Consider the following 19592-nt stretch of genomic DNA (forward strand, 5'->3'; position numbering starts at 1 on the left):
GTATGTGGGGCTATTTACAGGAAAAACAAGTATCCTTAAAGCGAAATCGAGTGGATTTATATCACTTTGGTTATAGGATTCGTTCTAAATCGGTTCGAAAGTTAGGAACAACTACAGCTCAACAAATTAAAGATATTACAGATGAAATTCGTGCATTTTTAGTAAAAGAACATCGTGATATCTTAAGCGAATCCTTTATGAATAAAGAGAAGAGAACAGCTGTGGAGCAAATTATTAAAGGCTTTTTACTAAGCAATCAAGTCGTTGTTTCAGATGTACCTTCGGAACAGTTACTAAATATGGTGTGTGATGAAATTGTTGGATTTGGGATTATAGAACCTTTAAAAGAAGATAAGGATGTAACTGATATTTATATCAATGGCACAAAAGAAATCATTTACGAAAAAATCGGAGAGGGAGAATGTACATTTCCTTACCGATTTGAGACAGAAGAAGAAGTGAAAGCCCTAGCTTATAAGATGGTAAACAGTACATCAGAGTCATTAAATACAGCAAAGCCGTATGTGGACTGCGTATTTCCGTATATAAGAATCAATATAGCCCTAGATGAGCTAGGGGGGCTAGGAACAACAATAACGATTCGTAAGAATGCAGATCACCTCCGTGCCTCTAAAGAACGTATCTTATCTACCAATCAAGCATCGGAAGAAATGTTACACTTTTTGGCTGCAGCTGTGAAAGCCAAAATGAATATTTTAGTCGCTGGAGCAACAGGTACAGGAAAGTCAGAGTTTATGAAGTATCTTGCTTCTCATATTCCAAATGGGAGGAAGAAAGAACGTACTCTCGTAGTAGAAGATAACCCCGAACTCTATTTACATCGCATATTTCCGGAACATCACTTCGTTCCGATGCAATGTAGGGCATCGGAAGTAGAAGAAAATGTAATCGATTTTGACAGACTGTTAACAAATGCTTTACGTCAGGGACCAAAGCGATTAATTGTAGGGGAATCGAGGGGGAAAGAAGCGTTAAAAATGATTAACTTCTTTCAAACAGGGCATCCTGGTTTCACCTCTGTACATGCAAGAAGTGCAAAAGAAGCAGTTAGGCGTTTAATGCTTATGTGTCTGCAAAGTGGTGCGAATATTGATGCTCAGTATTTATATGAATTAATTTCACAGACATTTGATGTGATTGTCTTTTTAGAAAAGAAAGATGATGGGAATCGCTATATTACAGAGATGATTGAATTGTTGGATTATCAAGATGATATACAGTTCAATCAGCTTTCTCAATTTATTCCGTCGGGTAAGGAATACGATGAAATGAATGAGAGAGTAGGAAAGATTCATGGAGATCATATCATTACAGCAAAAATGTCAGCTGAAATGGAGAAGAAATTCCTTTCTTCTACTGTAAATCCAGCTCTTTATGCGCCATTCCTCTCACAACAGGAGGTGCAGTATGCATAGTTTATTGGCTTATGGATGTATATTTTTAATCTTTATTAGTGTTGGATTGCTCGTTTTACTTTTTACAAAGTCTAAGGGTTCTGCTCTCTCTCAATTTGTACAAGAAAACGAGAAAGAAGAAAGGCGTTTGGAATTAAGGAATATTAAAGGGATACGAATGTATCTACCACAATCCGTTATCCAAGAAGCTCAAAAGTACGAATGGAAATTGACAAAGAGTATGTACTGGGTATATACGATTCTTTCCGGAATGAGTATTGCAGCAGTATTCTATTTTTCCTTTGGTAGAGATCCTTTTACACTGATTACCGTTTTATCTGGGTTTTTAGTTCCAAGGTTTCTTCTCTATCGAAGAAAAAAACGTTACTACTTGGTTGTCATTGATCGTCTTTCTATCTATATGAAAGCTGTAGCAAATGCACTTCAAATTAGTAACAATGCAAAACGGGTGTTAGTTCAGGTGAAACCAATGATGCATGAAAGCATTCAAGAAGAAATAGAAAAAGTTTCTCTTTTATTAGAAGGTGGAACCACAATGCATCGTGCATTTAGAGGATTCAATGAAACGTTTAACTTTAGAGAATTGGTTTTCTTCCATGAAATGTTGGAAGTGTGCAGTCGAGAAGGTGGAACAAATCCAGTACAAGTCTTACTAGATATTGCAGAAGATTTTGAAAAACAAAAACTATACCTGGCAAGATTGCGTTCTAGTTTGTCGCAAGCACAACGTGCTTTTGTACAGAACTGCTTAATCGTCATTGCTATGCCGATTGTTATTATGTTGATGTCAAAAGAAGCATATGGATTTTTAGCAGGTTCTATGATGGGGAAAATCGCGTTATCGGTAAATATGTTAATTGTCTTTTTCTTAGCAACCCGTGTAGAAAAGATTGCAAATTATAACCCAACAGAAAGAGGGGAATAAGGTGGCTACGATTTTAGCTGTAGTGGTATTCGTTGTCATGTATTGGGTATTCTCTACCTTTCTACAAAGTAAAAAAGACAGCGGTAGCTTACTTACGAACTATGTAGAAAATGCAAAACGAATTGAAAAGAAGAATTTAAATCAAATGATGCTCGCGCCCTTCCAGTCGTTATCACATAAGTACCTGACAGAAGAAAAGAAAGAGCAGATTCAGAAAAAATTAGAAGAAGCTGGCCTGGATACGAAACCAGAAGAATATTTAAAGATGAAGGTAGCATATCCCATCATTTTCACCTCTGTTTTCTTGATATGTACGGTGTTCCATGATTACTACTTATTTAAAGTGGGAGTTTTGATTTCACCACTGCTTTACTTCTATCCTGATTATCTATTAAAGAGAAGAATCAAGCAGGCGATAGAAGCTAGGAAGTTCGAATTACCAGAGTATCTAATTCCTATGCTGCAGCTGTTAAAAACACATACAACATTAGAAGCAGTAAAAAAGGCAGAGATATATGCTGGAAGACATCTTCGTCCGTATGTATCTACACTTACTGCGGAATTAGAAATGTATGCTGGCTCGGATCAACCATTTCGAAACTTTGCTGCTGCTTTAAATAGTCCAGAAGTAAATACCTTTACGATTGCATTGCAACAAGCGCAAAAAACGGACAAGGTACAGAGTCTTCGTATTATGGATGCACAGATTAAAATGATGCGTGAGTTAAAACATGAGAACTATAACCGTCTCATTCAAAATAAGCCGATGGAAATGAATAAATTTAACGTCGCAGTTATTGGATGTATTGTGATTTATCCAATGGTGATTGTTATTCAATCCTTAATGCAAGGATTTGCAAGTTTATAGAAGACGTTATCAAAAATGGAATAGGTAAAGGAGCATTACACATGTTAACAAAAATGAAGAATTGGTTAAAAAACGAAGACTCACAATTATCATCAGAAAACGGTATGTTAATCGCGTTAGCGGTGATTATCGTATTAGTAATTGGCCCGTTTGTATGGAAAGCAATTCAAGGCGGGTATGATACAATTCTAGCTCGATTTACAAAAGCATCAAACAATGCAGATGTGAATTCTTGGAACAAGTAATAGAAGTTTTAGATGAATGATGTTTATTACGTATAGCTCAAATAAATGGAGAAGGGAGATTCAATCATGTTAGCAAAAATGAAAAATTGGTTAAAAAATGAGGATTCACAGTTATCATCAGAAAACGGTATGTTAATTGCCTTGGCGGTGATTATCGTATTAGTAATTGGCCCGTTTGTATGGAAAGCAATCCAAGGTGGTTATGATACGATCTTGGCAAGATTCACAAAAGCATCAAGTAATGCAGACGTAAATTCTTGGAATAAGTAATTAAAGATTTAAATAGATAAGTTCTAATTTTAGTAGATACTTAAAATCGATATATAAAGGAGATAAAATGTAATGTTAGCAAAAATGAAAAGCTGGTTAAAAAACGAAGACTCACAATTATCATCAGAAAACGGTATGTTAATCGCGTTAGCGGTGATTATTGTATTAGTAATTGGCCCGTTCGTATGGAAAGCAATCCAGGGTGGTTATGATACAATTCTAGCTCGATTCACAAAAGCATCAAGCAATGCAGATGTTGATTCTTGGAACAAAAAATAAATATAAAAATAAACGAGGGGGCTACTCTAAAAGTGGTTCCCTTTTTTACACAGTATTTTTATATGAAATTAAGAGGGGAGTAAAGAAAATGAGCCTGTATATCATGGGATTATTTCTAAGTTATATGGTATTTAATGTATTTACCGACTTAAAGTATAGAAAAACAAAAAATATATGGCATTTCATTTTTTTAATAGTAGGTTTAGGTATCACGTATTTTACTGGAATTCGAACGGGAAAAGAGATTGTAATTGTACTAACTATGGCCTTAGTATGTGGCTTATTGTTAGAGACATTTAAATTTTCTTCACCCGGTGATACGAAAATGCTTGTGGTGGCAGCTCTATATGTTAGCAATGTAGTAGAAGAATCGGCTATACTTACCGCGATTACATTAACAGCTTTCCATTTACTATTCTTTTGGATTGCTAGTGTTTATCGATTAATTAAAATTTTAGGGTTTGTAGGAGCGATTAAAGACCAATTGGAGCATGCTGCGTCTATATTTGGTGTGAAACTGCCTAAGAAAGAAATAAAGCTAATACAGAGCTTTCCTGGGGCTTGTTCTATTTTACTAGGGGCGACGATTTATATTGTGTTCACTATCTATCAAAATGGAGGTATCTTGGCTTGAACAGTAGAATCATTCATCAAAGGGAAACCTATATTTACTTTACAATTTTTGCGCTAATAGGCGTTCTTATTTTAAACATGTTTATTAATATATTGTTTGTATTAACATATCCTTTACTGATAGGATTAATTGTGCAGGTTATCTTGTTGCAGAAGATAAAGAAGCCATTTTATCGGAGCGGGAAAGAATTAACAGAACAATTAAAACTAAAAAATATGTTTCTAGTAGAATCAAATATTTTAGGAGATGAAGAAGGAACAGTTTATGAGGTGCATCAAATGCCTTTTACAATCTCTAATGGATTAATTAATAAAGATAAGACTTATAAAGTGATAAAACAAGAGTATGAGAGAAAAGTCAAAGAGGATTTAACGAAAATTTCTAAATGGCAAGTTACAACAAAAGCTAGACTTGTAACGACAACTCATTTTCGTTTATATACAATTTGGCAGAAAAATAGTACAGGGTATCAGCTAAAGAAGTTAGAAGATTGTATAGATCCATATGCCAAGATGAACTTTATTCAATGGATAATTGCTTCATTCTGTACGACTGGCCGTTTAAAGTATGATAAGAAGCCTAAAGAATGGGAAAGTTACGAATGGATAACCTTAAAATAAAAAGACAAAAGTTATAATACTTTTGTCTTTTTTTCTTGCTATTTCTTCTAACAGTTTCGTGAACTATACATGATTTTTAGCGAGTTCTATAAATGCTTGATATTTTGTCACATCACTAATATCAAGTCCGAAATCGAAAGCATCTATTTCTGCATGATAACCGTAAGATACTAAACCAAAATCTTTATGTGACTCAGGTAAATAAATAAGTACTTTTGCATTTTTATAGTCTTTTAAATTTTATAATTCATACATTTTAATGATTAGATATTTACCGATTCTATTAATTGCATTTGTTCCGCTTGTGATGTTAGAAATCTCATCATAAATGTGTAATGTATGATTTTCACTGTCGAAGATAAATAAAAAAAAGACACCCAAAGGTGCCTTCCTGCGACTTGAACCATCTTAATTTTAATAATATGTATTGGACGTTAATCCAAAGATAATTCTAACATGCTTTCATATAAATGAAAGCGGATTATTTAACTTACTTAATTACTTTGTCCATAACTTCTTTATATTTGTTAAATTGTGCATCTTCCATATCACCATTCATTTGTATAAGGAAGTTACCTTTTGCGTAAGTATGAGAGAATAGCATTTGATTACCATTACCTAAATCGTCATAGTATTTCTTAGCTTTTTCAAGATCTTCTTTGTTTTTAAACTCAAATATTCTACCACCACTATCTTCACCTAATGCTGGAACAAGAATGCGCTTTGCTTCTTTTCTAGTATTTCCAAATTCTTTTTCTGGTAGGTCACTAGGATTGTCAGCTTCTAATCCTGCAGCTTTAAATTCTTCAATTACCTTACCAACCGTGACATTACTTGTCATTGATTTAACGCTGTCACAAGCGGACAAACCAAATAATAATAGAGCTCCAATAAGTAATACTGCTAATCTTTTAAACATAGTTGTTCATTCCTCCTAATATAAATAAATCCTTAAATATAATAACAAACTATTTATCTTTATATTGTCATATATTGTCGAAAGGAAATAAAAAAGAGAGCTGGAGCCTTCAAGGGCCATCTTGAAATTCAATACCACAATTCATTTTTGGGGAGTGTATTCAAGAACCTTTTATTTTTGGATTATAAGAGTGCTCTCACATTTACGACAAGCAATCTTCTCTTCCTCAAAAATGAATAAATTCTCAGCATCACATTCTGGGCATACAACCGCAAATGGTGTTTTTATATTTTTATAACATAGGAAAGACATGGCTGCCAGGAATAGAGCAGGTATAACAAGCATCATAAGTAAGAATAGGCCCGCAAAAACGCCTGCAATTATGGAAAGTGGTTTCATTAGTTTTCTACCTACAGAGTTTACTTGATTATCCTTTTTACGAAAAGCAGTAACAAGGTAAGTTTGGGTTTCTTTTACTGGCTCAAATGCATTTACCGTATTGTAATCTTGTTCATCCATAGTGGGATAGGAAGTGTTTGGTCCTTGATACCCTCGTTGTATATAATAGTTGTTTGACTCAGATATTCGTGGCATATACGAGATTCCAGTTCCAGGTATATAAGTTGTTGTTCTTGATTCAGGTGGAATGGAGTTCCCTCCCATACCTGTATGTGTAAAGTTAATTTTCACACCCGGGGAAACTTGGATAATTCTACGAAACTTATAACCCATAATATTGTATCCTCTCCATCTAATTAATATAATCATTTACTAATTATAACAAATTTTTAACTTAAAATTAATATATTAAGTTAAAACAAACTAATAAAAAAGAGTAATATTGAAGTTGACTAATTTAAGGCGTTTTAGGAGTTCTTTTTTATAAAAAAACACCCTAAGGTGCCTTCCTCTAACTTGGACTATCCTGTATTAATGCCATATTGATTAATACATTAATTTATAAAAATAATTAGTTATTCTTCCATGGACCCTAACTGATATAATATATAAGGAAATTATTAGTTAATTAATACTGCACATATATTATAAGGGGAGGCAAATAAGTTATGCAGATATTGTTAGAAATTTTTTCTGCTATATGTGATTTCTTTTATGCTGTACAACGGATGAAAGAAGAGAACAAGCAAAATAAGGAAGGTACTAGTAGTATGGTCTATGTTTTTTCCGTACTTGTAATTGTAGTAATGATTCTTTTTGCAATGTTTGCAACGCAATAGATGTTCAATCAAGAAGAAAGTATTAGAGAAAACAAGATAGTGAATAATATACATAAGCACCTCACCATCTCCATAGGATGGCGAGGCTTTTTAATGTACCAAAAAAAGACGCCATAAGGTGCCTTCCGCCGACTTGATAATTGTATTTTATGTATGAAATCATCACTGTAGTATCTAAGATGAAGGTAAGCAGTTTATACCGTCTTGCTTAGGAAGGTATTACTATTGATTGATTGTGAAGACCTGGCTACGATAGTAAGTGCCATCAACATCTAAAACTGCAATATAGCTACCATTCTCGTAAACAGAAGTGATAGGTGTTCTATATGCAGCTCTCCACTCAGTTCCATTCCAATCTTTGTTAGGATAAAGTGTTTGATAGCGAGCTAACGTCAATTCCTTATCATCTAATACACGATAAATTTTCAATGCGTTCCCAGATGCTTGGTCTACCCAATTCGTACTAAATGTTAATGTATCACCTGTGTAATAAGCAGGTTTGAACTGATTAATCCAAAAATCTGGTAATGCAGTCGTGCCTTTTGCTAATTCATAGAGGGTTTTGAAAGGCCAGTTGTCAACCGTCGGTGCTTTCTGTACATTTTCCGCTGCTGCCGCTGGCTTTGCATCCAGTGCCGCTAAACCTGTAAATCCACCTAAAGCTAAAGCTCCTGCTAATACTACCTTCGATAATTTTTTCATAATCCGTTTCCTCCTCAGGAATATAATAGTTTATGAGTTCAATTATGTGAGGTCTTAGATGAAAGAGAGTAGTTTATTCTGTCATACTCAGGACAGAAACGTATTACTTGTTGATTGTAAAGATATTACTTTGATAGAAATTGCCATCAATATTCACAACAGCAATGTAACGACCTGGCTCGTATACTGAATTAATATCAGTACTCCATACAGCTTCGTTAAGAGTGCCGTTATTTACTGGAATTGGATACATAGTTTTGTAGCGAACTAATGAGTTATTATCGAGAACACGATAAATCTTCATTGGATTGCCATCTACTCCGTTGTACCAACCCATTTTAACTGTGAAGTAGTCACCAGTTTTATAAGAAGGCTTAACATCATCCGATAAATAAGCTGGGAAATTCCAAGCAATTTGTGCTAAATCAAATAATGTTGCTGGGTCGCCCAAAGTTGTTGATGCTACTTGTACATTTTCCGCTGCTGCCGCTGGCTTTGCGTCCAATGTTGCTAAACCTGTGAAACCACCTAAAGCTAAAGCTCCGACTAATGCTAATTTCCCTAATTTCATAAAAAAATCCCCCCTAAGGTGCCCACCTTCGACTTGAACCATCAAAACTTGAAATTTTTACATTTTTATAGAAATTATTAGGATAATACATCCGATTTTTATGTTAAGCTATTTGAGCTAGTATTTGTATCAATATTAGGGAGATGAATAGTATGTTGGGCGATTTTAATATAAATTCTAGTAATTATGAAAATGGTGCTGAAATCTTAGAATTATTAGGCAGTTTAAGTCGTTTATTAATTGTACGTGAATTGATTGTAAGTGGGACCTTGACAGTTTCCCAGTTGAACGCTGCGACGCATATTTCGGAACCTATGATTTTACAACATTTACGAAAACTAACTAAAGGTAATATGGTAATTATCGAGCGCAAGGGTACAAAGCTTTATTGTAGAGTAGAAAATAAGAAGGTTATTGATATTATCGGTTTATTGGGATTATTATATTAAGTTCTATTCTATGTCTTTTTTGAATTCAAACACTTTATAAATAAAACAATAAACAAAAAAAGACATCCCAAGGTCCCTTCCTCCGACTTGAACCACTTTAATTTTAATAATATGTATTGGACTTCCATCCGAATATTGTTTTAACGTATTTATCCATATTTTGTTTACGAAAAAATGAAAAGCATAATATCTTATTATTGCTTGTTCATAGCTTTTATCTGTTCTTCATAAACATACTTAGTAGGCATGAAGTTATTAGGGAAGTCGTTGATTACTTTCTTCATAACGTTTACTTCTTCCTGAGATTTGAGTTCAATACCATTTAGATAATCAAACGCCTTAGATTGTTCATCTGCTAAATAATTCTGTGTCATGTAATCATCTGGGAAGTCTTTCTTTGCTTTTTCTTTGACGGCATTCATAGCAGCTGTTTTATCAATATTTTTTATAGGATTTGTGAATCCCGATGCAGATTGTTGAACATTTTGTTTAGGTTGTTCTTTCTTTTCTGGTTGAGTTTGAATATCTTGTTTAGGTTGTTCTTTCTTTTCTGGTTGAGTTTGAATATCTTGTTTAGGCTGTTCCTTCTTTTCTGGTTGAACTTGAACATCTTGTTTGGGTTGTTTTTGTTTTATTTCTTTTTTTGGTTCGGTTGGAGTTGTTGTAGCTTCTTCTTTAGTGTTTTTTCCGCCAACAACAATTACGACAACGGCAATGATAAACCAAAACCACCACTTTGTATAAAATGAGTTTTGCATAATTCGTTTCCTCCGAGTATTTGCAAAGCAGGGAATCGCAGTCCTGAAGAAGTGGATAGAAGACGTCATGCCGTTATGGCCGAGTTAAGAGAAATTCATCAATTACAACTGGAGGGGAAATGGGATTCCAAGACTTGGAACGGATTTGGAAAAGGAGAATTACACAATGGCGTTGCAGCAGGGAAAGTACATGAAGAAGTCGCGTCGTAACTTATATATTGCTTTAGAAGAGTTGGATTTAGTGTTTGATGAAAGCGAAGTGATTCAATTGAGAGAAATGTGGGATGAGGATAAAGATATTCTTGAAATAGCAAAAGAGTTAGGAAGGCATCAACTAGAAATCGCTGCATTAATTATGGATCAGGCAGATAAGAACAAAATCAAATCACGTCCAATGGGGTTAGGGGCATGAAGCAACTAACATTGGAGGATGTAGTCGGAAGTTTTGATTATACCGCAACAAGTACCGTGGACAAATTCTTGAAGCGTAATAGCGTTATGACGCATTTAAAGGGCAGAAACTCATTTGATTAAACGAGGCACCAGTAGGCGTCATAGCGTTAGTAGAAACGTTGGGATTATTGGAATCAGAAAGGAGAAATATGGGCCTCGGATTTACTGGCTATGGGCACTAAATAAAAAAAGGGTCCTTACTATTACGTAAGAACCCCATAATCGCAGAAAAAAAGTTGTATGTGAAACCAAGTGGGAATCACAATAATATTTTAACATCTAAATATACAGTTGTCTATACATCAAATCGAACAACATAGTTATTTAAACGAAGGATCCCTAGATTTAGGGATCTAGGGCCTCTTGTGTTGGTATAACTCACACAATGTTATGAAAAGAAAAGAACTTACTGAAGATAACATATAAATATTTCGTAAATGTATCAAAAAAGTGAACAAAATAGTTATTTGAATGGAAAATGACAGCTGAAATATTAAAATCGTATCAGCTGTCACTAAAATAAAAATTCATTTTTATTAGTAGGTTTTTAGTTGGTATTTTTACTCTTCTTAGAAGAAATTGTACCAAAGATTGCTCCGGACATTGCGCCGATTAAAGTCATAAAAATTGCACTCCATACTGTAAATGACATAAATACACCTCCTAGAAATAAATTATTGTAACTATTTAAAACTATTGTTTCTTATTCTTTTTAATAGAAATCATAATTGCAACAACTGCTAAGAAAATAAGAGGAGACCATGAAAAGAAAGACATTTAGTATTCTCCTTTCAATATTAGTTTTAAATATTTTATAAACCAATTATTACATGTTTATAAATTGAACATATAGGATATGTAATATTGCATATGGAATTGTAGAATATGAAGAAGCGAAGATGATAGTTGAACAAAAACACTGTTTTAATAGAGAACATTTAACAGGACCCGATTAGGGGGACGGGTCCTGTTAATGGAACGATAGATCTTTATGGGATTACCAACACATTACCATAAAAGGTAATTGACTTCCATTGATTGGATGTTGAGAAAGCTTTTTATAAATGCTTTGTTTTACACAACAAAGCAGCTAGCCAAATTAGCTAACTGCTCGGTTCTCCAAGGGGGAACAAGGAGAAAATCTGATGTCATATACATTATTGACGGAATATTGAATTTTATTCACGAGAGATTATATTCTGAAATTTGGATTATGATAGTCGATATTCTCCATATTGACCAGAAAAGAACTAAAAGTTCTAGTGAAATTCCAAGGGTTCTTTTCTTAGTTTTTTGAGATTCTTTTATCAAATAGCCAACAGCACTAATTGCTATAAGAATGAAAAGAATAAGTTCGAGTGTAACTGGCATTCTATCTACTCCTAAAAACAAGTTTATATATAACGATTATAAAATATTTTAATGGTTGGTAGTAAAAAATTCAACTGAAATCATCAAAAACCACGATGTTATCGGTATAGAGGATTTGCAAGTATCGAATATGTTAAAGAATCATAAGTTAGCAAAAGCAATTAGTGAGGTATCTTGGTCGCAATTTTGATCCATGTTAGAATACAAAGTAAAATGGTATGGCAAACAAGTTATTGTCGTATCGAAAACATTTGCTTCCAGCCAATTATGTTCTTGTTGTGGATATCAAAATAAAGACGTTAAAAATCTAAACCTACGTGAATGGGACTGTCCTTCTTGTCGTGCAAACCATGATAGGGATATTAACGCAAGTATCAATCTAAAGAATGAAGCAATAAGGCTTCTAACCGCAAGGACTGCGGGGTTAGCCTAATCAATTAGAGTTCGATAGAACTCTTTACTTAGGAATCCCTCACTTCTAAACGAAGTGAAAGTGGGGGTAGTTCAATGGAGAGATGCTTTAGAGGGAAAAGTTATTGCTTTACTGCAATCAGTGATTTGCTAGAAATGGAAGCCGATTCTACACAGCTATCATGTAGAAACTGCAGATGTGGATTGTCTTTTTAAGAAAGATGATCTTGCAATGATTGTGCATCATGATGGAGTGCTAGAAGTGGTTAAGCGTGCAGAAAAAAGTAAACTTTCTGAAGGTAAATTTTAAAAGATAGAGTTTGTAATCCTATCTTTTTCTTATATTCAATTACTACAGAGGATTTAAATTCACTAAAAGAAAGGTAGAAGAGAATATGAATACATCTATGAAAAAAATCTAGTAAATTTATGAGTTGATTTTGCTTTCAAGCGCTTGTTTGGAGTAGATGGAAACGAGGATATACTCATTGGTTTTCTTAATGCGGTATTACAATCCTCTTTAGATGAGGAAATTATTTCTTTGCATTTAGATGATCCACATCTTCCAAGGGAACAAAAGGATGATAAATTGTCTATTTTAGATTTACGAGCTATCCTTAATAGTGGTATAAAATTAAATATAGAGATACAGGTTCGTGACAAAAAAGACATGATCGAGCGATCTTTGTTCTACTGGGCTGGCATGTATTATTCTCAAATGACTCAGGGGATGAAGTATACAGAATTAAGACCAACTATATTGTATTAATATAGTGGATTTCATTCTGTTTCCAGGAGAAGAGGACTTTCATAATGTCGGTGTAGTCATGAACAAAAAATCGGAGCACATAATTTCAGAGAATAGGCAATTGCATTTTCTTGGGATTCCAAAGGTTATTCGAGAATGGCAAGAAAATCGAATGGATCCATGGAAGGATATATTAGCGCGTTGGCTATTATTATTTCCTGCATATGAAGATGAGAAATTAACTACAATCCTGGAGGGAATCGCGATGGAAAAAGATCCAGTTTTGAAAAAGGCAATGGAGGATTGGGAGCGTTTAAGTAGTGATAAAGACTTTTTACGCTTATATGAGGCGAGAGAGAAGGCAATAAAAGATAGAATATCAGAAATAGAGACGGCAGAAGAAAAAGCAGCAAAAGAAGCTAGAATAGCAACTAAGATAGAGATGATTCACAATTTAATTAAAGTAGGTGTACCTATAGAGAAGATAGCGGAAGCCACTGAATTAAGTGTAGGAGAGGTTAATGAAATTTTAAAAAAATAAAGAGTAAATATAAATGATAAAAAACAGGTAATTGTGATTACGAACAATTACCTGTTTTTTATTCTTTTTGTTTGATGCCCAGTTTTTGATTACAACAATACTTTTTCTTGTTTTAGAGTTTCCTCTAATTCATAAAGAAATTTATTGTGTTGTTATTATAAAAAAAGAAGATATCGATTAAAATGTCTTCTTTTACTTGTACACTTAGTGTTAAGAAGGTATTGTATTGCTTAAAAACCATAAAAAAATATAACAATCATCGAGTAAGTCTATTATAGCATCAATAAATAAAGTTTTATATGCAATATTACATATATATAGATTTATTTATATTTTATCTATATAATTAAATTGTCTGTTTCTTGTTTTAATTCGTTTGTTTATTTTGGAGCGCTCCAGCAATGGAGCCTTTTTTTATGTAATAAAACATTTCTTTTGGATTACTTAGTTAATCTATATTAACTTTATCTTCTTAATCAATATCTATATTTTACCAAATGGTTATACGGATAACCAGTTTTTTCTAATAATCTAATGGATTGATAATTTTACTGTTATTTGTTAATCCTTATAGGAAAATTTATCATACAATGAAGATTGAGAAATCAATAATTATAAAAAACTTATAGTATCTTTTGGGAAAATATTTATAATTTATATATTAATATGTTATAATTTTATCTCTAAAACTACCCAAAAAAGACTGCCTAATGGTGGTCTTTTTTATATTGGTGAGATTGTACTAGTATGATAGAAGAGGATTAACTGTATATTGTGAGGGTGAATGGTTATCCCTTCTTTCCATTTGGAAGGAAAGGGGGTGATATACCTATGGGGTTTTTGTTTAAGCTTCTAAAAGAATTTGTGAAAGCCATTGTACGTGAAGTTTCTGCGTATGTTTTTAGGAAAAAAATTTTAGAAAAAGATAACAAAAAACCCACTCCTCGTCGCCGTCCAAAGCAAAAGGGTGGGTTTCGTAAAAAATAAATGATATAACCACCACCCTGATGGTAGCAGTTATTAGAAGAAATGTTAGCGCATCTCTTCTTTTATTATATACGCAAGCAATTACTGTAATACTACTACAGTAATTGTATCAAACGTACATAGAAAATCAATGAGCACGTAATAGAGATAATGTACAAAAGAAAAGACAACTAAATGTGCCTTCCTCTAACTTGAATTACTTTAATTCTAAGAATATGTATTGGTCTCCCATTCAAGTATCATTTTTCTCAATGAATAATTGGGATATTTTAGGTTGTTTTTTACTGTTTTTATGTTAAGATATTTTGGTTGTTATTCATCTTATTTTAGGAGGTTGGAAGATCTGTTATATGCTTTTCATATGGATTTTAGTTTCTATACAGAAAATATAAAAGTTTTAGGATTATTAGGGAATTCTAATCGTTTATCAATTGTTTGTAAATTGATTACATATGGATCGTTGTCAGTTTCTGATTTAAGTAAGCAAACAAGAATTACAGAGGATTTGATTGTACAACATTTGCGTAAATTAGCCTTTGGAAATATTGTAATTAGTGAACGTATAGGGAAAAGGCTTTATTTTAAAATAAAAGATAATAAAACAATTGAGATTATTAAGGTATTAGGGTTACAAAGTTAAATTTAATTACTTTCGCTACAAATGATTTTGCTATAAATTAATTGTGCAAAATTACATTTAGCTCGCCTACGGAAGAAATAGGTGGGCTTTTTAATGTAGAAAAAAAGACACCAAAAGGTGCTTTCCTCCGACTTGATCCACTTTAATTTTAATAATATGTATTGGGCCCCTATTTAAGTGTTATTTTACGGCATTAAGTAATGCCAGTTGTTAAGAAAAAAGGCACTCCTTCGAGTGCCTTTTTCCTATTCTACTTTTAACTTAATTTCTTTACCTGTCATACCGCCACTAGCTTTTAAGAAAAGACCTTCAGCATCTTTTGGTATATCAAATACAATTTTACCTGTCTGTGTTAGACCGGGATTCAATTGTTTTAAGAAGAAGTCAGTTTTCCCACCATTAGTTAAGTCAAAAGATGTTTGACCTTGTGTTGAATATGTGAATTCACGACCTTTGTTATCTACTAATTTAAAACTATTAGCATCAACAGTAATAGCGTCTTTTTGATTATTAGTAAGTGTAACTTCTAAAATTTTAAAGACACCTTGTGCTTGTTCTTTTGTATATTCATTACCCACAGAATCTACTGTTTCCATAGATCCTACAGCGATTTTTACATCAGAAGATACACCTTCTTTTGATACTGCTTTAGTGTCTGTTGAAGTTTTTTCTGTTGAGTCTCCACCACCAGCGACCATAGCAATTATTCCGATTACAAATAAAGCTATAATGCCTAGGCATCCAAATTTAAATATTTTTCCCACGTTTGTTCCTCCAATTATGTAAAATATAAGATTGCCAAGCTAATAATAACAAACTATATATAAAGATATTGTCATATTATGTCGAAAGGAAATAAAAAAGATAGTTTAGAATTTTCAGGCTGAAATTCCGTCTTATGACCTATTTTTCCTCGCATCTTGGCAGTACTTCTTACTCATAAAAAAAGACACCCAAAGGTGCCTTCTTCCTACTTAAACCACTTTAATTTTTGGACTCTCATCCTCACCGAATGGAAAGTAGAGATGATTCAATTATGTACCGATCTGGAGCGTCTCCTATATAGTCAAAAGGATAACACGTTGTTAATGTTAATGTTGGCTCACTTTTTTCTACAATAACTGTTCGATCTTCTGAATCTGTTATCCAATGCTTGTTAATTGTATATGTATATGTTTTATTTTCATATTCCACAATAAGTTGGTCATTTTCCTTTAGTTGACCAAGCTCGGTAAAAACAGTATCTCTATGTACACTTAAAACTGTATGGCCATTTCTAGATGGTGTAGTAGTTAAGTCACTAACAAACATACCTACACCCTTTTTTAGTACTTTATCATCAGCTCCCCAATATACAGAGTATTTCTTTTGTATTTTAGGGATAATTAAATACGCTACTTTATCTCCTAACTGATGGTTTACCTTTGAAGCGGGAATTTGTACAGATTCTTCAGGTTGTAATGAAGTTTCCGTCTCTGTCTCTGTTTGATTGCTATTTTGCGCTTCATTTTCTTTAGAAGGTGTGGAGGTCTCATAGTGTTTAGCCTCGTTAGTTGTTAACGATTCTGCTGATTGTCTAGCACTATACCATTCTAGAAAATAATAGGAAAAGATAGTAAGTCCAATAATAGTTAAACATAAGCCTATCCATTGTTTTTTATTCACTCTTATCACTCCATTTGAAAACGACAGGATTTCTCCTGCCGTTTTAAGGAACTATTTTATGCGTTTGTCTTTTTACGACGGAACATTAATACAGATCCAGCTAATGCTAATCCTAAGCTTGCTAACATCATTGTAACACCGTTTGATGCTGTATTAGGTAATTTCTCACCTTGTTTTTTCGTTTCTTTTTTCACAGTTGTATTAGTATTTTTCTTTGTTTCTTTTACAGTTGTTTGAGGCTTAGTTTGTTCTTGTTTATTATTTGTTGTTTGGTTATTTTGTTTTGAATTCTCTTGTTTATTGTTTTCTTGTTTAGGTTGTTCTTGAGGATTAGTAGTTTCTTTATTTTCTGTTGTAGTATTTGTGCTCTTTGGATATTTATAATCTTCACATGGAATGCCGTCTTTATCATTATCTAAACGATGTGGATCATTCCCAACACCATATCCATTTTGATCCCAGAATGCTTGAGCATCTTGTTGACTTTTAAAATGTCCACAGTTTTTTGTATCATTAGGACTCTTAGCTGCAAATGCAGAAGAACTGTACCCCACTGTTAATAGTGTTACCGCTGTTGCTGAAGCTAATAATTTTTTCATAATTTTCTCCATCTCCCTAAATGGTATGTATTTACATTGAAATATTTTACATTTAAAAAATTAAAAATACAATAATAATTTGTAGATAAATGTAAGATTTCTAGATAATAATAGCAAATTATTAATTCGTATATTGTCATATTATGTTGAACAAAAATAAAAAAAAAGACAACCTAAGGTACCTTCCTCTGACGTGAACCCACTTAATATTAATAATATTTATTAGGACTCCTATCCGAATATTATTTAATATGTAAAGATAAAAGCTGACATTAATTCTAGGATGATAACACCAGCTGAACGGAATGGAATAAGCCAGTCGGCCTTCTTCAAACAGGTCAAAAATGGTATGAATTCATATGAAACAGCAAAGAAGGGAAAAGTGTACGCAGTGCATTTGGAATTAGTGAGAAAGAAAGGCAGTAAGAACGTTACTTTTTACTCAAGGGTTAAACGAGGGATGCAGATGCTACCTACTAGGAATAAAGCTCCAAGCAAAATTAAAGAATCAACTAAAACCAAGAACCGGTTTATCTGAGGCTTTCGAAATTTCTTTAGTATGCTAAAAACAGCACTCATTCCGAAACAAATATATTACAAAATCATTATTGTCTCTAATATATTGATAATTTAATTATATGCTGAAAAATATGTACATATAAAATTTAAAAAAGTCCTTATTTGAATAAAAAATGGTCCTTAAATTACGTAAGAACCCCATAATCGAAGAAAAAAGTCGTATGTGAAACCACGTGGGAATCACAATAATATTTTAAAACCTAAATATATAGTTGTCTATACACGGTTGAACAAAATAGTTATTAAAACGAAGAAGCTCTAGATTTAGGGATCTAGAGCTTCTTGTGTTGGTATAACCCACACGGTTTATGAAAAGAAAAGAACTTACTGAAGATAACACATGAATGTTTCATAAATGTATCAAAAATGTGAACAAAATAGCTATTTTATGTAGTTGAGTAGGTAAGATGAGGAAAACGTCCATAACGGTTGCTTTTTTCATAGTTATATAGAAATTACACATTAAACGTATTTAATGAGTCATCTAGGTATAAAGATAATCGATAATCATACAATGATATGGAAGGGTCTTTTCTAACGTGTTAGTTACCTCAAAGTATATGTATCTTTTGGCGCCTGGGCGAGGGTGCTTTTTTTGCACATTCTGATAAGGACAAGCATATAATGTAATAGGACGAGTTCTTCGTGTCCTATTCAATGCTCAGAATAAACCCCAATTCACATTGAGAGCGCCAATAGCGAGGGTGCTCTCTTTATATTGAAAATAAAACATAAATATATATAATATGATTAATGGATTTTCATTTTAATCTGAGGGGTACAAATTCGATGCGACGTAAAAAGGATTTGTTGAAACAATGGAAGGTAGATTTGCAGGCTGTTCAAGAAGAAAAGAGGATGAAGAAAAAGACTAAGAATAAGAAATATAGCATCCCTGGTAATACAGCTGGATTCATGAATGGGAAGAATACTTATCGTAAAGAGAATGGGGTATGGAAGCAAAGAAATAAATGATGTTAGGTTAAATATTTTTGATTAAGTGTATAGGAATTATCGTGGGCGTTGCCATAATTGGGATGGTATCTTGTTTGCTGTTAAGGAAAGATAAGGCGTGAGATAGACTTGCAAATTGAAATATTATTAGTTTGAAACATGGACTAATAAACAAACTATTTCTACCTTTTAATCATAGAATATGATGAATTCTATTTTAGAGGAGGGAATCATATCTATGGGATGGGATAATAATTTTGGACATTCTCGAGATTGTAATAGATTTTGGGATGATTTAGTATTTTGCGGTTGCGGCCGTAGACGAAGAAGAAACGATTTTAACGACTGTCATTGTAGACGTGACTGCGATTGTGATGAGTGTCGTCGTAGACGTAATCATGACCGCGATCGTGAGCATGATCATGGTGACCATCGAGATTGGTAAAGTCTTTTGAAAGAGTGCATATTTTAATATCACTCTTTTTTATTATTTTTTTAACACGGTAGAAACTTATGGTTCTACAAAAATATTCACTGGAAAGTAGAATGGAGCGAAAAATCTTAAGGAAATATAAAGTTGTTGAAATTTTTATGTGAATTCATTAATATGTAATTGTATTTATTGTTTATTTGATTCTGTTTATTCTCACACTTTAGGAGTTGTGGTTGAGCTGTAGAAGCAAGCTGCGTCTTGTTTTAATTCTGAAAGGGCTTCTTTGAGCCGATTAGT

The 19592-nt window shown here is 33.1% G+C and carries 25 protein-coding genes and 3 pseudogenes; 19 read left to right on the plus strand and 9 right to left on the minus strand.

The genetic code is table 11. The annotated features are described in order from the left end of the window. The first annotated feature begins 2 nt into the window (after positions 1-2). From NST27_RS28665 to NST27_RS28700, 8 genes are all read left to right on the plus strand, one after another. The gene (locus tag NST27_RS28665) at positions 3-1436 is read left to right on the plus strand and encodes a CpaF family protein (RefSeq protein ID WP_061662009.1); all 1434 of its coding nucleotides are present in this window, start codon (positions 3-5) and stop codon (positions 1434-1436) included. Then, complete coding sequence (locus NST27_RS28670) at positions 1429-2361, plus strand: type II secretion system F family protein (protein WP_061662008.1); 933 nt, start codon at positions 1429-1431, stop codon at positions 2359-2361. The genes NST27_RS28665 and NST27_RS28670 overlap by 8 nt, the downstream gene beginning before the upstream one ends. A 1-nt stretch (position 2362) precedes the next feature. Further along, positions 2363-3229, plus strand: coding sequence for a hypothetical protein (locus tag NST27_RS28675; protein ID WP_000201168.1), 867 nt, complete (start codon positions 2363-2365; stop codon positions 3227-3229). 41 nt (positions 3230-3270) lie between these two features. Continuing rightward, entirely contained in the window at positions 3271-3474 is a 204-nt protein-coding gene (locus NST27_RS28680) for a hypothetical protein (RefSeq protein WP_000956352.1), read from the plus strand. Positions 3475-3540: 66 nt separating this feature from the next. After that, a complete protein-coding gene (locus NST27_RS28685; protein WP_000879955.1) occupies positions 3541-3744 on the plus strand; it encodes a hypothetical protein in 204 nt (67 codons plus the stop codon). Positions 3745-3816: 72 nt separating this feature from the next. Further along, positions 3817-4023, plus strand: coding sequence for a hypothetical protein (locus NST27_RS28690; protein ID WP_000879960.1), 207 nt, complete (start codon positions 3817-3819; stop codon positions 4021-4023). 88 nt (positions 4024-4111) lie between these two features. Beyond that, positions 4112-4657: a hypothetical protein gene (locus NST27_RS28695; RefSeq protein WP_025690584.1), complete on the plus strand. Its 546-nt coding sequence runs from the start codon at positions 4112-4114 to the stop codon at positions 4655-4657. Continuing rightward, entirely contained in the window at positions 4654-5277 is a 624-nt protein-coding gene (locus NST27_RS28700; protein WP_025690585.1) for a hypothetical protein, read from the plus strand. Before NST27_RS28695 ends, NST27_RS28700 begins: the two co-directional genes overlap by 4 nt. Before the next feature lie 490 nt (positions 5278-5767). On the opposite strand, the gene NST27_RS28705 is transcribed toward NST27_RS28700, so the two are convergent. Together NST27_RS28705 and NST27_RS28710 are read right to left on the minus strand one after the other, a co-directional pair. Further along, on the minus strand, positions 5768-6196 hold the full coding sequence (locus NST27_RS28705) for a hypothetical protein (RefSeq protein ID WP_000476458.1): 429 nt from the start codon (positions 6194-6196) through the stop codon (positions 5768-5770). 171 nt (positions 6197-6367) lie between these two features. Then, on the minus strand, positions 6368-6928 hold the full coding sequence (locus tag NST27_RS28710; RefSeq protein WP_047387579.1) for a DUF4236 domain-containing protein: 561 nt from the start codon (positions 6926-6928) through the stop codon (positions 6368-6370). A gap of 335 nt (positions 6929-7263) precedes the next feature. Between NST27_RS28710 and NST27_RS28715 the strand changes: the two genes are divergently transcribed. Then, entirely contained in the window at positions 7264-7434 is a 171-nt protein-coding gene (locus NST27_RS28715) for a hypothetical protein (protein WP_016078559.1), read from the plus strand. Positions 7435-7656: 222 nt separating this feature from the next. Here the strand turns inward: NST27_RS28715 and NST27_RS28720 are convergent, their stop codons facing one another. Together NST27_RS28720 and NST27_RS28725 are read right to left on the minus strand one after the other, a co-directional pair. Next, positions 7657-8136: a DUF5065 family protein gene (locus NST27_RS28720; RefSeq protein ID WP_016078558.1), complete on the minus strand. Its 480-nt coding sequence runs from the start codon at positions 8134-8136 to the stop codon at positions 7657-7659. A 103-nt stretch (positions 8137-8239) separates the two neighbouring features. After that, positions 8240-8707, minus strand: coding sequence for a DUF5065 family protein (locus NST27_RS28725; protein WP_061662007.1), 468 nt, complete (start codon positions 8705-8707; stop codon positions 8240-8242). 152 nt (positions 8708-8859) lie between these two features. On the opposite strand from NST27_RS28725, the gene NST27_RS28730 reads away from it, so the two are divergent. Then, positions 8860-9156 (plus strand): ArsR family transcriptional regulator, encoded by a 297-nt coding sequence (locus NST27_RS28730; protein WP_000900153.1) that lies wholly within the window; start codon positions 8860-8862, stop codon positions 9154-9156. Between the two features lie 194 nt (positions 9157-9350). Here the strand turns inward: NST27_RS28730 and NST27_RS28735 are convergent, their stop codons facing one another. Next, the gene (locus NST27_RS28735) at positions 9351-9914 is read right to left on the minus strand and encodes a hypothetical protein (RefSeq protein ID WP_016078556.1); all 564 of its coding nucleotides are present in this window, start codon (positions 9912-9914) and stop codon (positions 9351-9353) included. Here NST27_RS28735 and NST27_RS28740 point away from each other — a divergent pair. Both NST27_RS28740 and NST27_RS28745 read left to right on the plus strand, forming a co-directional pair. Continuing rightward, on the plus strand, positions 9909-10124 hold the full coding sequence (locus tag NST27_RS28740; protein ID WP_080016504.1) for a hypothetical protein: 216 nt from the start codon (positions 9909-9911) through the stop codon (positions 10122-10124). The genes NST27_RS28735 and NST27_RS28740 overlap by 6 nt on opposite strands. Beyond that, positions 10081-10326 carry a hypothetical protein gene (locus NST27_RS28745; RefSeq protein WP_002099119.1) on the plus strand — a complete coding sequence of 82 codons (246 nt, stop codon included), beginning with the start codon at positions 10081-10083 and terminating at the stop codon, positions 10324-10326. Before NST27_RS28740 ends, NST27_RS28745 begins: the two co-directional genes overlap by 44 nt. Before the next feature lie 1223 nt (positions 10327-11549). Here the strand turns inward: NST27_RS28745 and NST27_RS28750 are convergent. After that, positions 11550-11738, minus strand: coding sequence for a hypothetical protein (locus tag NST27_RS28750; RefSeq protein ID WP_001145518.1), 189 nt, complete (start codon positions 11736-11738; stop codon positions 11550-11552). Between the two features lie 64 nt (positions 11739-11802). Here NST27_RS28750 and NST27_RS28755 point away from each other — a divergent pair. The 5 genes and pseudogenes from NST27_RS28755 to NST27_RS28770 form a co-directional block, all read left to right on the plus strand. Beyond that, positions 11803-12171: pseudogene (locus NST27_RS28755) on the plus strand (RNA-guided endonuclease TnpB family protein); the annotation flags it as partial. A gap of 74 nt (positions 12172-12245) precedes the next feature. Beyond that, positions 12246-12459, plus strand: a pseudogene (locus NST27_RS29685) (hypothetical protein); the annotation flags it as partial. 85 nt (positions 12460-12544) lie between these two features. Then, positions 12545-13438 (plus strand): annotated as a pseudogene (locus tag NST27_RS28760) (Rpn family recombination-promoting nuclease/putative transposase). Positions 13439-14269: 831 nt separating this feature from the next. Then, the gene (locus tag NST27_RS28765; protein WP_016078554.1) at positions 14270-14425 is read left to right on the plus strand and encodes a hypothetical protein; all 156 of its coding nucleotides are present in this window, start codon (positions 14270-14272) and stop codon (positions 14423-14425) included. Between the two features lie 361 nt (positions 14426-14786). Continuing rightward, positions 14787-15065 carry an ArsR/SmtB family transcription factor gene (locus NST27_RS28770; protein ID WP_047387609.1) on the plus strand — a complete coding sequence of 93 codons (279 nt, stop codon included), beginning with the start codon at positions 14787-14789 and terminating at the stop codon, positions 15063-15065. A 245-nt stretch (positions 15066-15310) separates the two neighbouring features. On the opposite strand, the gene NST27_RS28775 is transcribed toward NST27_RS28770, so the two are convergent. The 3 genes from NST27_RS28775 to NST27_RS28785 form a co-directional block, all read right to left on the minus strand. Further along, positions 15311-15829 carry a DUF4352 domain-containing protein gene (locus NST27_RS28775; protein WP_000516002.1) on the minus strand — a complete coding sequence of 173 codons (519 nt, stop codon included), beginning with the start codon at positions 15827-15829 and terminating at the stop codon, positions 15311-15313. A gap of 241 nt (positions 15830-16070) precedes the next feature. Then, positions 16071-16730, minus strand: coding sequence for a class D sortase (locus NST27_RS28780; protein WP_098289717.1), 660 nt, complete (start codon positions 16728-16730; stop codon positions 16071-16073). Positions 16731-16786: 56 nt separating this feature from the next. After that, on the minus strand, positions 16787-17329 hold the full coding sequence (locus NST27_RS28785) for an excalibur calcium-binding domain-containing protein (protein ID WP_000734542.1): 543 nt from the start codon (positions 17327-17329) through the stop codon (positions 16787-16789). Between the two features lie 1368 nt (positions 17330-18697). On the opposite strand from NST27_RS28785, the gene NST27_RS28790 reads away from it, so the two are divergent. Further along, positions 18698-18883 (plus strand): hypothetical protein, encoded by a 186-nt coding sequence (locus NST27_RS28790; RefSeq protein ID WP_001253140.1) that lies wholly within the window; start codon positions 18698-18700, stop codon positions 18881-18883. Positions 18884-19100: 217 nt separating this feature from the next. After that, positions 19101-19307 (plus strand): hypothetical protein, encoded by a 207-nt coding sequence (locus NST27_RS28795; protein ID WP_002164663.1) that lies wholly within the window; start codon positions 19101-19103, stop codon positions 19305-19307. Positions 19308-19592 lie beyond the last annotated feature (285 nt).

It is taken from the genome of Bacillus sp. FSL W8-0770, from assembly GCF_038008705.1.
In the GTDB taxonomy this organism is placed as follows: Bacteria; Bacillota; Bacilli; order Bacillales; family Bacillaceae_G; genus Bacillus_A; species Bacillus_A cereus.

Excerpts from the sequence above, each read along its gene's own strand:
- NST27_RS28790 (WP_001253140.1), top strand. The coding sequence starts at position 18,698 with ATGCGACGTAAAAAGGATTTGTTGAAACAATGGAAGGTAGATTTGCAG.
- NST27_RS28765 (WP_016078554.1), top strand. The coding sequence starts at position 14,270 with ATGGGGTTTTTGTTTAAGCTTCTAAAAGAATTTGTGAAAGCCATTGTA.
- NST27_RS28750 (WP_001145518.1), bottom strand. The coding sequence starts at position 11,738 with ATGCCAGTTACACTCGAACTTATTCTTTTCATTCTTATAGCAATTAGT.
- NST27_RS28720 (WP_016078558.1), bottom strand. The coding sequence starts at position 8,136 with ATGAAAAAATTATCGAAGGTAGTATTAGCAGGAGCTTTAGCTTTAGGT.
- NST27_RS28725 (WP_061662007.1), bottom strand. The coding sequence starts at position 8,707 with ATGAAATTAGGGAAATTAGCATTAGTCGGAGCTTTAGCTTTAGGTGGT.
- NST27_RS28770 (WP_047387609.1), top strand. The coding sequence starts at position 14,787 with ATGGATTTTAGTTTCTATACAGAAAATATAAAAGTTTTAGGATTATTA.
- NST27_RS28710 (WP_047387579.1), bottom strand. The coding sequence starts at position 6,928 with ATGGGTTATAAGTTTCGTAGAATTATCCAAGTTTCCCCGGGTGTGAAA.
- NST27_RS28690 (WP_000879960.1), top strand. The coding sequence starts at position 3,817 with ATGTTAGCAAAAATGAAAAGCTGGTTAAAAAACGAAGACTCACAATTA.
- NST27_RS28715 (WP_016078559.1), top strand. The coding sequence starts at position 7,264 with ATGCAGATATTGTTAGAAATTTTTTCTGCTATATGTGATTTCTTTTAT.
- NST27_RS28795 (WP_002164663.1), top strand. The coding sequence starts at position 19,101 with ATGGGATGGGATAATAATTTTGGACATTCTCGAGATTGTAATAGATTT.
- NST27_RS28730 (WP_000900153.1), top strand. The coding sequence starts at position 8,860 with ATGTTGGGCGATTTTAATATAAATTCTAGTAATTATGAAAATGGTGCT.
- NST27_RS28695 (WP_025690584.1), top strand. The coding sequence starts at position 4,112 with ATGAGCCTGTATATCATGGGATTATTTCTAAGTTATATGGTATTTAAT.
- NST27_RS28705 (WP_000476458.1), bottom strand. The coding sequence starts at position 6,196 with ATGTTTAAAAGATTAGCAGTATTACTTATTGGAGCTCTATTATTATTT.
- NST27_RS28735 (WP_016078556.1), bottom strand. The coding sequence starts at position 9,914 with ATGCAAAACTCATTTTATACAAAGTGGTGGTTTTGGTTTATCATTGCC.
- NST27_RS28685 (WP_000879955.1), top strand. The coding sequence starts at position 3,541 with ATGTTAGCAAAAATGAAAAATTGGTTAAAAAATGAGGATTCACAGTTA.
- NST27_RS28670 (WP_061662008.1), top strand. The coding sequence starts at position 1,429 with ATGCATAGTTTATTGGCTTATGGATGTATATTTTTAATCTTTATTAGT.
- NST27_RS28665 (WP_061662009.1), top strand. The coding sequence starts at position 3 with ATGTGGGGCTATTTACAGGAAAAACAAGTATCCTTAAAGCGAAATCGA.
- NST27_RS28745 (WP_002099119.1), top strand. The coding sequence starts at position 10,081 with ATGGCGTTGCAGCAGGGAAAGTACATGAAGAAGTCGCGTCGTAACTTA.
- NST27_RS28785 (WP_000734542.1), bottom strand. The coding sequence starts at position 17,329 with ATGAAAAAATTATTAGCTTCAGCAACAGCGGTAACACTATTAACAGTG.
- NST27_RS28680 (WP_000956352.1), top strand. The coding sequence starts at position 3,271 with ATGTTAACAAAAATGAAGAATTGGTTAAAAAACGAAGACTCACAATTA.